General features: G+C 70.8%; 14 protein-coding genes and 2 pseudogenes. 5 read left to right on the top strand and 11 right to left on the bottom strand.

Translation table 11 applies throughout. From position 1 onward, the window contains the following. Positions 1-82 precede the first annotated feature (82 nt). Together ABT025_RS14405 and lnt are read left to right on the top strand one after the other, a co-directional pair. Positions 83-580 carry a nuclear transport factor 2 family protein gene (locus ABT025_RS14405; protein ID WP_350993673.1) on the top strand — a complete coding sequence of 166 codons (498 nt, stop codon included), beginning with the start codon at positions 83-85 and terminating at the stop codon, positions 578-580. A gap of 98 nt (positions 581-678) precedes the next feature. After that, a complete protein-coding gene (gene lnt / locus ABT025_RS14400) occupies positions 679-2,331 on the top strand; it encodes an apolipoprotein N-acyltransferase (protein WP_350993671.1) in 1,653 nt (550 codons plus the stop codon). 209 nt (positions 2,332-2,540) lie between these two features. Here lnt and ABT025_RS14395 read toward each other — a convergent pair whose 3' ends face one another. The 3 genes from ABT025_RS14395 to ABT025_RS14385 all read right to left on the bottom strand — a co-directional run bounded on the left by ABT025_RS14395 (position 2,541) and on the right by ABT025_RS14385 (position 4,074). After that, complete coding sequence (locus ABT025_RS14395; RefSeq protein WP_350993669.1) at positions 2,541-2,897, bottom strand: DUF8108 domain-containing protein; 357 nt, start codon at positions 2,895-2,897, stop codon at positions 2,541-2,543. A 96-nt stretch (positions 2,898-2,993) separates the two neighbouring features. After that, on the bottom strand, positions 2,994-3,893 hold the full coding sequence (locus ABT025_RS14390; protein ID WP_350993667.1) for a Gfo/Idh/MocA family protein: 900 nt from the start codon (positions 3,891-3,893) through the stop codon (positions 2,994-2,996). 19 nt (positions 3,894-3,912) lie between these two features. Continuing rightward, a complete protein-coding gene (locus ABT025_RS14385; protein WP_502971946.1) occupies positions 3,913-4,074 on the bottom strand; it encodes a hypothetical protein in 162 nt (53 codons plus the stop codon). 41 nt (positions 4,075-4,115) lie between these two features. Between ABT025_RS14385 and ABT025_RS14380 the strand changes: the two are divergent. After that, a pseudogene (locus ABT025_RS14380) lies at positions 4,116-4,364 on the top strand (TetR/AcrR family transcriptional regulator); the annotation flags it as partial. A gap of 129 nt (positions 4,365-4,493) precedes the next feature. Then, positions 4,494-4,943 (top strand): hypothetical protein, encoded by a 450-nt coding sequence (locus tag ABT025_RS14375; protein ID WP_350993665.1) that lies wholly within the window; start codon positions 4,494-4,496, stop codon positions 4,941-4,943. Between the two features lie 101 nt (positions 4,944-5,044). Here the strand turns inward: ABT025_RS14375 and ABT025_RS14370 are convergent, their stop codons facing one another. The 8 genes from ABT025_RS14370 to ABT025_RS14335 form a co-directional block, all read right to left on the bottom strand. Beyond that, on the bottom strand, positions 5,045-5,530 hold the full coding sequence (locus ABT025_RS14370; protein ID WP_350993663.1) for a hypothetical protein: 486 nt from the start codon (positions 5,528-5,530) through the stop codon (positions 5,045-5,047). 164 nt (positions 5,531-5,694) lie between these two features. Further along, positions 5,695-6,378 (bottom strand): uracil-DNA glycosylase, encoded by a 684-nt coding sequence (locus tag ABT025_RS14365; protein WP_350993661.1) that lies wholly within the window; start codon positions 6,376-6,378, stop codon positions 5,695-5,697. 121 nt (positions 6,379-6,499) lie between these two features. Next, positions 6,500-8,080 carry an ABC transporter substrate-binding protein gene (locus ABT025_RS14360; protein WP_350993660.1) on the bottom strand — a complete coding sequence of 527 codons (1,581 nt, stop codon included), beginning with the start codon at positions 8,078-8,080 and terminating at the stop codon, positions 6,500-6,502. Between the two features lie 118 nt (positions 8,081-8,198). Beyond that, positions 8,199-8,954 (bottom strand): SDR family oxidoreductase, encoded by a 756-nt coding sequence (locus ABT025_RS14355; RefSeq protein WP_266776194.1) that lies wholly within the window; start codon positions 8,952-8,954, stop codon positions 8,199-8,201. Between the two features lie 20 nt (positions 8,955-8,974). Continuing rightward, positions 8,975-9,736 carry a 3-oxoacyl-ACP reductase FabG gene (gene fabG, locus ABT025_RS14350; protein WP_266776196.1) on the bottom strand — a complete coding sequence of 254 codons (762 nt, stop codon included), beginning with the start codon at positions 9,734-9,736 and terminating at the stop codon, positions 8,975-8,977. A 216-nt stretch (positions 9,737-9,952) separates the two neighbouring features. Then, on the bottom strand, positions 9,953-10,336 hold the full coding sequence (locus ABT025_RS14345) for a DUF3037 domain-containing protein (RefSeq protein ID WP_350993657.1): 384 nt from the start codon (positions 10,334-10,336) through the stop codon (positions 9,953-9,955). After that, positions 10,333-11,184, bottom strand: a complete 852-nt coding sequence (locus tag ABT025_RS14340) for a HipA family kinase (RefSeq protein WP_350993655.1) — start codon at positions 11,182-11,184, stop codon at positions 10,333-10,335. The genes ABT025_RS14345 and ABT025_RS14340 overlap by 4 nt, the downstream gene beginning before the upstream one ends. A gap of 477 nt (positions 11,185-11,661) precedes the next feature. Continuing rightward, a complete protein-coding gene (locus tag ABT025_RS14335) occupies positions 11,662-12,339 on the bottom strand; it encodes a response regulator (RefSeq protein WP_350993863.1) in 678 nt (225 codons plus the stop codon). Between the two features lie 154 nt (positions 12,340-12,493). Here ABT025_RS14335 and ABT025_RS14330 point away from each other — a divergent pair. After that, a pseudogene (locus ABT025_RS14330) lies at positions 12,494-12,582 on the top strand (IS5/IS1182 family transposase); the annotation flags it as partial.

The raw sequence follows: 12,582 nt of genomic DNA, 5'->3' as shown, positions 1-12,582 counted from the left end.
CCCCGGCCGGTTCCCGCCGTTCGCGGTCTGTCGCGGGTGCACGGCACTTGGCCCCTGACGCCCGTGGGCACACACTGACCCGATGACGCAGCGCGTGGATCTCTCGACCGTGATGGACCGGCTCTCCATCGATGCAGTGATCACCGGCTACGCGGTGGCGGTGGACGACGGTGCGTGGCCGGACTACCGGGCCCTGTTCACCCCGGACGGCCGCGCCGACTACCGGACCGCGGGCGGCATCGAGGGTGCCGCCGCCGAGGTGGCGGAGTGGCTCTCCGAGACCATGCTGCTCTTTCCCGTACGGCAGCACCTGATCGTCAACCGCCGCCTGGACCTTCAGGACCTCGGCGGCTATCCGGGCGACCGGGCCCGGGTGCAGGCCGACTACATGAACCCGATGCGGCTCGTGAGCGGCCCGGACGGGGAGGCAGGCTCCGCGGACCGTCCGACGGCCCCGAACTTCGTCTCCGGCGGGCGGTACGCCTTCGAACTGCTCCGTACCGACGACGGCTGGCGGATCCAGGGGGTGACGGTCCACGAGAAGTGGCGGAGCCTGTCGGATTCCCTCACCGCCGGGTGATCCGCCCCGACTCGCTTCCGCTGCCCCACACTGGGGAAACAGACAGGTGGACCGAGTTCCGGATGATGCCTGCCAGTCGGCGGGACGAGGAGGCGCGCATGCCGAGCGGGGCTGTGGGGCGCGAGCGGAGCGAACGGATACTCGGCTCGACCCTGGGGCGCGGAGGTGCCGCGCTCCTGGCCGGAGCGCTGCCCGCGCTCGCGTTCCCCGCGCCGGGACTGTGGTGGTTCGTGTACGCCGCCCTGGTCCCGTTGCTCCTGCTGATCCGGTCCGCCGGTACGGGGCGCAGGGCCGCAATCGACGGCTGGCTCGGCGGGACGGGCTACATGCTCGCGGTACACCACTGGCTGATGCCGAGCCTGCATGTGTTCATCGTGGTGCTGGCGGCCCTGCTCGGCCTGCTGTGGGCCCCGTGGGGGCTGCTGGTCAACCGGCTCCTGCGCGGACCCGCCTCCGGCAGCAGGGTCGTGACGGCCGTGGTCGTGGTTCCGTGCGGCTGGCTGCTGATCGAGACGGTCCGCTCCTGGGAGGGGCTGGGCGGCCCCTGGGGGCTCCTCGGCGCAAGCCAGTGGCAGGTGCCGCCGGCGCTCCGCCTGGCGTCGGTCGGCGGGGTCTGGCTCGTGAGCCTGCTGGTCGTCGCGGTGAACACGGCGCTCGCCCTGCTGCTCACGGGGCCTGCCGCCCGCGCGGGGACCGTCGTCACGCTCGTGGCGGCCGCCGTCGCCGTGGGATCGGTGTGGGTGTGGGCGCCTCGGCCCGAGGAGACCGGGACGGCCCGGATCGCCGTCGTGCAGCCGGGTGTCGTCGAGGGGCCAGGCAGCGTGCAGCGCCGCTTCGCGCGCAGCGAGGAGCTGACGCGCTCGCTGGCGGGCCAGGATCTCGACCTGGTCGTGTGGGGTGAGAGCAGCGTCGGCGTCGATCCGGCCAGGCGGCCCGATGTCACCGCCCGGATCGCCGCGCTGTCGCGGCTGGTGGGCGCGGATGTGCTGGTGAACGTGGATGCCGGACAGACGGACGCGTCGGGCCGCACCGGGATCTTCAAGAGCGCCGTGCTGGTGGGCCCGCAGGGGCTGACCGGGGACCGCTACGACAAGATGCGTCTGGTTCCCTTCGGTGAGTACATCCCGGCCCGCTCGGCGCTCGGCTGGGCCACCTCGATGGGCAAGGCCGCGGGCGAGGACCGTCTGCGCGGCACGGGTCCGGTGACCATGACGCTGCCCGGCGCGCACGGCCTGCGCTTCGGTCCGCTGGTCTGCTTCGAATCCGCGTTTCCCGACATGAGCCGGCAGCTGACCCGTGACGGCGCCCGGCTCCTGGTCGCCCAGTCGTCCACGTCCTCCTTCCAGCACGGCTGGGCGCCCGGCCAGCACGCCTCCCTGGGCGCGCTGCGGGCCGCCGAGAACGGCCGCCCGATGGTGCACGCCACGCTGACGGGCGTCAGCGCGGTGTACGGCCCGCAGGGACAGCCTGTCGGGGCTCGGCTCGGTACGGACACGAGCGGGACCGCGGTGTACGGCGTGCCGCTGGCCAGGGGCACGACTCTGTACGTGCGGCTGGGCGACTGGCCGCTGTACGGCGCACTGGGCGTGCTGGCCGCCTTCTGCGCCTTCGAAGGCGTACGGTCCGTGCGCAGGCGTGACCGGCGGGAGCCGGTGGGGGCGGCAGCCTCAGTGGTTCCGGCCGGCGACGCGGGGCAGTTGGGCTCCGCCCGCAGGACCGAGGAGAGCCCCGCAGAGTCCGCGCCGCAGTGAGCCCGGTCCTCACACGACGGACCCCGTCCCACGCAGTCAACTCAGATCTCGGGGAGTACCACCCGGTCACCGCAACCGGCCCGGATCCCGGGCGACGACACGTGCTCCGCTCAACGAGCCCGAGCCCGAGCCCCAGCCGTCGGCACCGGTCCGCACCGTCACCGCGGATCAAGGGCAGTCCCGCCCGGTCCGCTCAGCGAGCCCGGATCTCAGACAGCGCCACCCGGTCCGGTCACCGTGACGATGTCCCCCATGGCATCGACGGTGAGCGCGACCCGTTCGACCTTGTTGGTCACGCCGAGGGCCAGCCACACCGCGCCCCAGAGGAAGCAGGTGAACGCCGTCAGGACGGCGTGCAACGCATGGTTCGGCCGCCGGCCCCTGACCATGACGACCTGGGTCTCGGAGCGGGACTCCATGCGCCAGCCGCTCGCGATCCGCTGGTTCACCGCCCAGTCCAGGATCAGGGCACGCTGCATGGCGTCGGGCGGACGGCCGTCCGCCCGGTAGTAGCCGGGAGGGGGCTGGAGCGCTCCCCAGCCCGATGACTCGCGGTGGTGCTTCACCAGGTCACCTCCACGGGCGGGCGGTCCGTCCACCCAGCCTGCATCGGGGCCGCTCCGCACGCATCCTGAGCCGCCGACGGCAGCGGCGGCGGGCGGCTACGCGCAGTCGAGGTCCCGCAGGACGCGCTCGCACAGCTCGTGCGTCTCCAGTGCGTCCCGGGCGCTCAGCAGCTTGCCGGCCCGGACGGCGTCCAGGAACGACAGGACACTCTGCTCGATGCCGCGCTGACGGGCCACCGGCACCCAGTCGCCACGACGTCGCAGGCTCGGCTGGCCCTTGTGGTCGATCACCTCGGCAAGGTTGAGTACTTCCCGCTTGGAGTCCTGGCCCGAGACCTCCAGCCGCTCCTCGGTCGAGCCGCTGAGCCGGTTCATGGCCCCGATGGCGGTGAAGCCGTCACCGGCCAGCTGGAGCACGACGTGATGCATCAGGCCGTCACGGATCCTGGCCCGGACGACGGTGTGCTCGACGGGCCCGGGCACCAGGAAGCGCAGCGTGTCGACCACGTGGATGAAGTCGTCGAGAACCATGGTCCGCGGCTTCTCGGGCAGCCCGACGCGGTTCTTCTGCATGAGGATCAGCTCGCGGGGGTGCTCGACGCACTGCGCGTAGCCGGGCGCCACCCGTCGGTTGAAGCCGACCGCCAGGGTGACGCCGCGTGCCTCGGCGAGCTCCACCAGGCGCTCGGACTCGGCGAGTTCGTATGCCAGCGGCTTGTCGACGTAGGTGGGGACGCCCGCTTCGAGCAGTCGGCGGGTGATCTCCGGATGCACGGACGTCGGGGCGTGCACGAACGCCGCGTCCAGGTCCTGGGCGAGCAGGGACGCGAGGTCGGTGTGGCACTGCCCGGCCGGGATGCGGTGGGCGGCGGCGACCGAGGTCAGGGTGGCGGGGGTGCGGGTCTGCAGGTGCAGTTCGACCCCCGGCAGGGTGGTGAGTACCGGCAGGTACGCCTTCTGCGCGATGTCGCCGAGCCCGATACAGCCGACCTTCACAGGGTCTCCTTCTCGCTGTTCAGCGCCGCACGTCGCGGTCCTCCTCCGTGGAGGTCGACCGCGGCCCGGCCGACGCGTCCTTCGTCCGGGCAGCATACGTGTGCTGCGGCGGCCGCCAGTCGGCGATGCCGTCGAACGTGCGCAGGACGAGTCCCGGCCCGAGCCGGGAGACGGTGGACATCACGAAGTCCCGTGCGGCGACGGCCGGGGCGGAGGTCAGCCGCAACCCGCCGGCCGGAACTGCGCGCGTTCTACGACGCGACGGGCCGGCAGTTCCGCGAACCGCTGGAGGCGCTGATGACGGCCGCCGGATCGCCCGATCCGGAACGGCACGCACTGTCCCTGGTGGCCTGGTGCGAAGGGCTGATGTTCTCGTGCGCGGCGGGCGCCTACCACCGCTCCGTTCCGACCGAGGCCGAGCTGCACACCGGTTTCGAGGAGCTGTTGCGCGGGATGCTGGGCAGCCGCTGACGCCCACCGCCGCGCGAGCCGCCACCGATCGGCTGCACCCGGGACACCACGCTGACCGGGTCACTCGTGCGGGCCAATCCGGACCTGCCGACTCACCCGACGGCCGGTTCGCACCCCAGAGTTGATCAGGTGCATCAAACCAGAACCACCGTGAAACTCCTGGTCGGCGTGGCCGTCACGGCCCTGTCCGGGTGTGTGTCCGTACAACCGCAGCCGAGCGCACCGACGCGCCCGGAGAGCAGTCGGCCGGCACAGGACCTGGCTCCGCAGATCGTCCAGCCCCCGGCACGCGACATGCTGGAAGCGCTGCCGGACCCGAAGCCCTCGCCTTCGGCCTCCCGGCGGGCAGCCCCGGCGCCGCCCCCGTCGGCCCGGCGCGACGGCCCACGGCCCCCGCAGCAGCATCGCCCCGGCCCGGCCGCCCACCCGGAACCACGCCGGGCGGCTCCGCCCGCCCCCGTCCCCGCACTGCCCGCGCCCGTCACCGGGGCGGGCGTCTGCGCGCTCGGCCGGGGGTACGGCCACTGGCCGGCGGGCAGCCCCCAGGCGCGGATCTGCGACAGCACCTACGGCCACTGACACGACGGACCCGCACAAGGGGTCCGGTGGCCCACCTCGGGCGGGTCACCGGACCGCACCCTCCCCCGCGACTCGGGCAGCACGTCCGGGACGGCCGGCGGTCAGAACTCCCGCAGCCGCCGCTCCAGCCGGCCGATGGCCGCCCGGACGCCTCCCCCGTACCCGTCGTCCATACCGTCGTCCGCCAGGACCCCCGAGGCCCTCCGGGCCCGGTCGAGATGGATCCGGGCGGCGGCGGGACGCTGGAGCTTCACATAGTCCGCGGCGAGGTTGAGGTGCAGCGAGGGGTAGAAGGCGCGCACCGCGAGCGCGTCCGGGTGCTGCGCCACACCCTCCCCCGTCAGCGCCTGCGCGGCGGAGAGCGCGCGCAGGTCCCAGGCCAGTTCGTCACCGGGGTCGTCCTGGGTGTCGGCCATGTAGTGCGCGAGGGTGCACCGGTGCAACGCGTCGCCGTTCTCGCCGATCTCCGCCCAGAGCGCGCCGAAGCGGTTGCGGGCCTCCTCCCGGTCACCGCCGTGGAGCAACATGATCGCCTGGCCGATTCTGGTCATGACGACGTCCTGCGACGCCTCCTGCTGCTCCGTCACCGCGGTCTCCCTCGCACCTGTCCGCCCACGCCCGACCGATCGCCTTAGACCTACTCCGACCGATTCCTGACGGATTCTTGCCATTCCCGTCGGAATCGTCCCGTTACAGCCGGTTCGACGCTAGTCGCCGTGGGGGACATTCGCACTCAGGCTCGGGCGCGCCATCAGCCCAGGTCGGGGATGCGCCAGTCGATGGGCCGGTGCCCCTGCGCCGCGACGGCCTCGTTGATCTGGGTGAACGGGCGCGAGCCGAAGAACTTCTTCGCCGAGAGCGGCGAGGGGTGGGCACCCTTCACCACCACGTGGCGCTCCTCGTCGATCAGCGGAAGCTTCTTCTGCGCATAGTTGCCCCAGAGCACGAAGACCGCCGGATCGGGCCGCGCGGCTACGGCGCGGATCACGGCGTCGGTGACCTTCTCCCAGCCCTTGCCCTTGTGGGAGTTGGCCTCGCCCGCGCGCACCGTCAGCACCGCGTTGAGAAGGAGCACTCCCTGCTCGGCCCACGGCATCAGATACCCGTTGTCCGGGACCGGAAGGCCGAGCTCCTCCTTCATCTCCTTGTAGATGTTGCGCAGGGAGGGCGGCGTCTTCACGCCCGGCCGCACGGAGAAGCACAGGCCGTGCCCCTGACCCTCGCCGTGGTACGGGTCCTGGCCGAGGACCAGGACCTTCACCTTGTCGTACGGGGTCGCTTCCAGAGCCGCGAACACCTGGTCCCGGGGCGGATAGACCGGACCGTCGGCCCGCTCCTTCTCGACGAATTCGGTGAGCTCCCTGAAATAGGGGCTCTCGAGCTCCTCGCCGAGGACTCCGCGCCAGGACTCGGGCAGCGGGTACGTGTCGGTCACGTCAACAACCTCCGGTAAGCAATTGGTTCTTGACCTCAGAACCTACCGGGAGCCACTGACAACGGACTCCGGGGAGCCTTCCGGGGGCCGGGCGGCTCGGCCGCCCGGCCCCACGGGCCCGCTACCAGTTGGCCTTGCGGTACAGCTCCCACATCTGCATGACCGTCTGCGGGTCCAGTGCGCGCTCGCCGCCGCCGACGTCCTCGCCCGCCGCGACATAGAGCTTGCCCTGCCACAGCGGCAGCACACGGACGTCGTCGACCAGGATCTCCTGGGCCCGTTCGAACTGCTTGCTGACCGCGCCGCGGTCGCTCTCCTTGCGGGACTGGGGCAGCAGCTCCTTCGTGATCTCGTCCTTCACGTAGGGCATGCCGGTGACGCTGTCCTTGCCCACGAAGGGGGCGATGAAGTTGTCCGGGTCCGGGAAGTCCGGGAACCAGCCTCGGCCGAAGACCGGGAACTCACCCTTGGTGAAGCCTTCCTGGAAGGTCTTCCAGGGCTTGCTCTTCAGAGTGATCCTGAAGAGCCCGGAAGCCTCCAGCTGGCGCTTGAGCTCGGCGAACTCGGGGGCCGTCGACGATCCGTAGCGGTCGGTCGTGAACCAGAACGTCATCGCGACCGGCTTGGTGATGCCCGCGTCCGTGAGGATCTTCTTCGCCTTCTTCCTGTCCGGGTCACCGAACCTGTCGAAGAAGCTGGTCGTGTGCGCCGCGATGCCCTTGGGGATCATGGAGTAGAGCGGCTCCGCCGTACCCCGGTAGACCTTGGCCACCAGCGCATCACGGTCCACGAGCTGCGCTATCGCGCGCCGGACGGCCGGGTTCCCGGCGGCCGGGTCCTTCGGGTTGAAGACCAGGAAGCGGATGTCGGCGCCGACGTTCTCGACGATCTGGAGGTCGCTGTCCTTGTCCGTGTTGTCCTCGAGGGAGACGACCTCCTCGGCGGACAGCCCGCGGTAGGTGGCGTCGATCTCGCCCTTCTTGAGGGCCGGAACCAGCGCGGCGGACTCCTTGAAGTACCGGATGGTCACCGCGTCGTTCTTGCGGTTGGCGAAGCCCTTGTAGTCGGGGTTCCGCACCAGCTCGGCGCGGTCCCCCGCCTTGTACGCGTCCAGCAGGTAGGGGCCGGAACCGGTCACCTTGCCGTCGTCGCGGATCTTGTTCTTCGAGTACGCGCTGGGCGCGACCAGCGACATGGCGGGGGTTGCCAGCACGAACGGGAAGGTGGCGTCGGGCTTGCTCAGGTGGAAGATGACGATGTCGTCGCCCTTGGTCTCCACCCGGTCGAGCGAGCCGAGCATTCCGACCGGGCCGCCCTTGACCGCGATGGACCTGATCCGGTCGATGGAGTACTTCACGGCCTCCGCGTCGAGCGTGTCCCCGTTGGAGAACTTCAGTCCCTTGCGGAGTTCACAGCGGTAGGCGGTGCTGGTGTTGTCGGTGAACCTGCAGTTGTCCGCGGCGTCGGGCTCGGGGCTCGTACTGCCGGTGGGGAAACTCACCAGGGTCTGGAACACGTTGCGCATCAGCTCCCAGGAGCTGTCCCATGCCGCGGCGGGGTCGAGTGTGGACGGTGAGCTGGTGGTCCCGACCGCCAGCTTCTGCTCCACGTTCGAACCACCGCCGGGAAGCAGACCGCAGCCGGCCAGCAACGACAGGGAAGCAAGGGCTGCAGCGGCCTGCAGACTGGCCCGGTAGAACACGTGCACGCTCCTCGATCAGCCATGGGTCGGCAGACCATACCGCAGCGCCCCGCCGGGTCAATCCGCAGGCCCGACGGGGCACTTGAGTCAATCAGGGCCAAACCGGCCCAGGCCGATCTCAGCCGACGCCGGCATTCAGGAAAATCCCGCCGTCGACGACCAGGGTCTGCCCGGTGATCCAGTCGGACTGGCTCGACGTGAGGAAGGCCGCGGCCCCGCCGATGTCCTCCGGCACGCCGAGCCGGCCCAGCGGGTAGGCAGCGGCCGCCTCCGCCTCACGGCCCTCGTACAGTGCCTGCGCGAACCGTGTCTTCACGACGGCGGGTGCGATCGAATTGACCCGGACGACCGGCGCGAACTCGTGCGCGAGCTGCAGGGTCAGATTGACCATGGCCGCCTTGCTCATGCCGTACGCGCCGATGAAGGGCGAGGCCGAGACACCAGCGACGGAGGCGATGTTGACGATCGCCCCGCCGTTCTCCTTCTGCCAGGCCTTCCAGGTCTGCTGGGCGAAGCCCAGTGCCGAGATCACGTTCGTCTCGAAGACCTTGCGGGCCACATTGAGGTCGAGCTCGGCGATCGGCCCGAAGACCGGGTTCGTGCCGGCGTTGTTGACGAGGAAGTCGACCCTGCCGAACGCCTCCATGGTGCGCTCGACGGCCGCCGCCTGGTGTGCCTCGTCGTGCGCCTTGCCCGCGACCGCGATGACCCGGTCGGAACCGAGCGCCTCGACGGCCTCCTTGAGCGCGTCCTCGCCGCGTCCGGTGATGCACACCCGGTCGCCGCGGGCGACGAGCGCCTCGGCGATGCCGTAGCCGATGCCGCGGCTCGCGCCGGTGATCAGCGCGACCTTGCCACTGTCCTGCACAGTCATGATGTCCGTAGCCCTTCGGGTCAGTTGAGCGGTCCGCCGGCGACGTACATGACCTGGCCGGAGACGAAGCCCGCGTCGTCACCCGAGAAGAAGGCGATGGCGTTGGCGATGTCCTCGGGGAAGCCGACGCGCTGCACCGGGATCTGGGTGGCGGCGGCTGCCTGGAACTCCTCGAAGCCCATGCCGACGCGCTCCGCGGTCTGCGCGGTCATCTCGGTGACGATGAAGCCGGGCGCGACGGCGTTGGCGGTGATGCCGAACTTGCCGAGCTCCTTGGCGAGGGTCTTGGTGAAGCCCTGCAGACCCGCCTTGACCGCGGCGTAGTTGGCCTGGCCGCGGTTGCCGAGGGCCGAGGAGGAGGACAGCGAGACGATCCGGCCGAACTTGGCGTCCACCATGTGCTTCTGGACGGCCTTGGCCATCAGGAACGCGCCCTTGAGGTGCACGTTCATCACGATGTCCCAGTCGGACTCGCTCATCTTGAAGAGCAGGTTGTCGCGGAGTACGCCCGCGTTGTTGACCAGGATCGTCGGGGCACCGAGCTCGGCGGCGACCCGTGCGACGGCGGCCTCCACCTGGGCGCTGTCCGACACGTCGCAGCCGACGGCGAGGGCCTTGCCGCCGGCGGCGGTGATCTTCTCGACGGTGTCCTTGCAGGCCGCCTCGTCGAGGTCGAGTACGGCGACGGCGCGGCCCTCGGCCGCCAGACGTACCGCGGTGGCGGCACCAATGCCCCGTGCGGCTCCCGTCACGATGGCTACGCGCTGCTCGGTGGTGGACATGCTTGGCTCTCCTCGCCCTTGGATCGCGGCTCAGCGGACGTCAGGCGCATTCCCGCGAGAACGCCCCCGATAACTGAGCAACCGCTTAGTACCTTCAGCAGACGAGACGCTAGAAGCCCTGGCACCCGGTGTCAACGGCCCACGGACGCAGCGGCGCATGTCACACCGGACGGCGCCGCCCCCGACCGTGCGGGGCGGCGCCGAAAGGGGATGCCGTCAGCGCACCAGCAGGTCGAGCAGCCGTTCGACCTCTGCGGCGGGGTCGGTCGTGAGGCCACTGTGCACCGGGCTCGGCTGGATGACGGTCGAGCGCGGCGCGATGAGCCAGCGGAAGCGCCGCCCCGCATCGTCACCGGCCGCCTGGCCCGCGTCCGCACCACCCCGGCAGACCCCTTCGACGGCGTACAGGGCGGCCCGCACCCCGGTCACGTCGGCGCCGGGGTCCAGGGCCCGGAGCTTGCCCTCGTCTAGCTCGGTGCGGGCGGCGACGAATCCCTTGGCGCGGCAGTAGACCACCACCCCGGCATTGAAGAACTCGCCGCGCTGGACCCGTGGCACCACGCGCAGGAGGGCGTACTCGAAGACATCGCGCTTGCTCACGGCCGGCCGCCCTTGTCGCTGTTCTCGTTGTCATGGCGCGGGGCGAGGCGCTCGGTGAGCCAGCCCGGGGCCTGGGAGGGCTTGGCAGCGGTCGGCGCGTCCAGGGTGATCCGCTCGTGAATGGTGGCGGCGCGCGGCAGCAGTGCCTCCACATAGGCGCGGCGCAGCCGGTCCGTCGACTCGAAGCCCGGTTCGTCCACCAGCCACTCGTCGGGGACGTCGGCCGCGACCTCGGTGAGCAGTTCCTCGGTGACCAGCGGGGCGAGCTCGGCGGCGGCCGACGCGATGTCGGGCCCGAACGGCGCCAGCGCGTGGTCGGAGGCGTTGTACGGCTTGGCGGCGGATGCCTGGGCACCGGGCCAGTTGTGGTGCCAGATCATGGTGGCGCCGTGGTCGATGAGCCACAGGTCGCCGTGCCAGACGAGCATGTTCGGATTGCGCCAGGAACGGTCGACGTTGTTGATCAGCGCGTCGAACCAGACAACGCGTCCGGCCTCCCGCGGATCCACCTGATAGGCGAGCGCGTCGAACCCGAGGGACCCGGGGAGGAAGTCCATCCCGAGGTTCAGCCCCCCGCTGGCCTTGAGCAGCTCCTGCACTTCCTGGTCGGGCTCGGCGAGACCGATCACAGGGTCCAGCTGGATCTGTACGAGATCGGGGACACGCAGTCCGAGCCGCCGCCCGAGCTGCCCGCAGATCACCTCCGCGACGAGCGTCTTGCGGCCCTGTCCGGCGCCGGTGAATTTCATGACGTACGTACCCAGGTCGTCGGCCTCGACGATCCCGGGGAGCGAGCCGCCCTCACGCAGGGGCGTGACGTAGCGGGTCGCCGTGACTTCGGTGAGCATTTCGCAAGGCTATACGGCACCACCACCTGGAGATCCATGGCCCGGGATCAGGCCGCGGACTCCGTGTACTCGCCGCCACCCGGCCCTGGGGAGAATCCGGGCAGTTCCGGACGGCGGCCCGTTCCCGCAAAGCCCCCGGTCGCGGCCCGGCCCACGGCTCCCGGCCTCCGGCGCGGCGGGGGCGTAGCGGCCTGGCGGGACCGGCAGCCTTGACGTCCGCTCGGCCGGCCCGGCCCCGTCGCCAGGGCCATCGATTGGTGACCGCCCACGCCGCCCACCGCCTCGCGACCGGCCCGGCAGGTCCTGCGGGCTCCTCGCGCCGAGCCTCATACCGGACGGCAGCGGACGGGGAACACCCGGACCGTCACGCTCCCGTCCGACAGGGCAGAGATGCCCGCGGAGCGAACGACCGGCGGTGTCTCCCAAGGACGGACTGGTGGCCGGGGTGGTGGCCGGGGTGGTGGCCGGGGTGCGGGTTCACCCGGGGAGAGGAGATGATCCCAGCGGGCGGATCAGTCCGCTTTCATAGGCGAAGATGGTCGCCTGCACGCGATCTCGAAGACTCAACTTATTCAGTACGGCGCTCACATGGGCTTTTACCGTCCCCATGGCGACGCCCAGGCGCTCCCCGATTTCCGTGTTGCTCAAGCCCGTGGCAACCAGGGTCATGATCTCGCGTTCGCGAGGAGTGAGGCTGGTCAGTGCTCCGCCGATCTCCGGCCCTACGGGAGCTCCGTGAGCGAAGGCCGCAATCAGACGCCCCGTGACCGCCGGCGCGAGTACGCCGTCACCGGAGACGACCACTCTGATCGCGGCCAGCAGGTCCTCCGGCTCGGAGTCCTTGAGAAGGAAACCGGACGATCCGGCACGCAGGGCTTCGTAGACGTAGGCGTCGAGGTCGAACGTGGTGAGCACAAGGACCTTGGTGCGACTGCCGTGACGCGTGATCAGCCGGGTGGCCGTCAGGCCGTCCATCCCGGGCATGCGGATGTCCATCAGCACCAGGTCGGGCGCGAGCTCGGCTGCCATCGACACTGCCGCGTCGCCGTCCGCGGCCTCGCCGACCACGGTCATGTCGGACTCGGCCGTCAGGATCGCCGCGAATCCCGCGCGAACGATGGCCTGGTCGTCCACGACCAGCACACGGATGCTGATGGTTCGTCTCCTTCTCGTCGCCCACGACGGGCACAGCTGTCTGCGCCATATCCTCCCACGGCCGCTGAACGGACCCTGCGGGCCGGCAGCAGACCCGCAACCGGGCGGCGCGGCACGAGCACCCCCGCACGCCTGGGCCTTTCGTTCGTGTTCCGATGAAGCTCTGGGCCGTTCTCGGGGCGGGCTAACCTGCAAGATCCACCTGGCTAGCGAGGGCGGCCGCAGGCCGCTCGCATTTCTGCT

The organism is Streptomyces sp. NPDC002809 (genome assembly GCF_040295435.1).
In the GTDB taxonomy this organism is placed as follows: Bacteria; Actinomycetota; Actinomycetes; order Streptomycetales; family Streptomycetaceae; genus Streptomyces.
Note: the sequence above shows the minus strand (reverse complement) of the source record. Positions and strands in the feature narration are given on the sequence as shown.

Coding starts and splice junctions, on each gene's coding strand:
- ABT025_RS14405 (WP_350993673.1), top strand. CDS start 83: ATGACGCAGCGCGTGGATCTCTCGACCGTGATGGACCGGCTCTCCATC.
- lnt (WP_350993671.1), top strand. CDS start 679: ATGCCGAGCGGGGCTGTGGGGCGCGAGCGGAGCGAACGGATACTCGGC.
- ABT025_RS14385 (WP_502971946.1), bottom strand. CDS start 4,074: ATGTCCACCGTCTCCCGGCTCGGGCCGGGACTCGTCCTGCGCACGTTC.
- ABT025_RS14355 (WP_266776194.1), bottom strand. CDS start 8,954: ATGACTGTGCAGGACAGTGGCAAGGTCGCGCTGATCACCGGCGCGAGC.
- fabG (WP_266776196.1), bottom strand. CDS start 9,736: ATGTCCACCACCGAGCAGCGCGTAGCCATCGTGACGGGAGCCGCACGG.
- ABT025_RS14340 (WP_350993655.1), bottom strand. CDS start 11,184: ATGCTCACCGAAGTCACGGCGACCCGCTACGTCACGCCCCTGCGTGAG.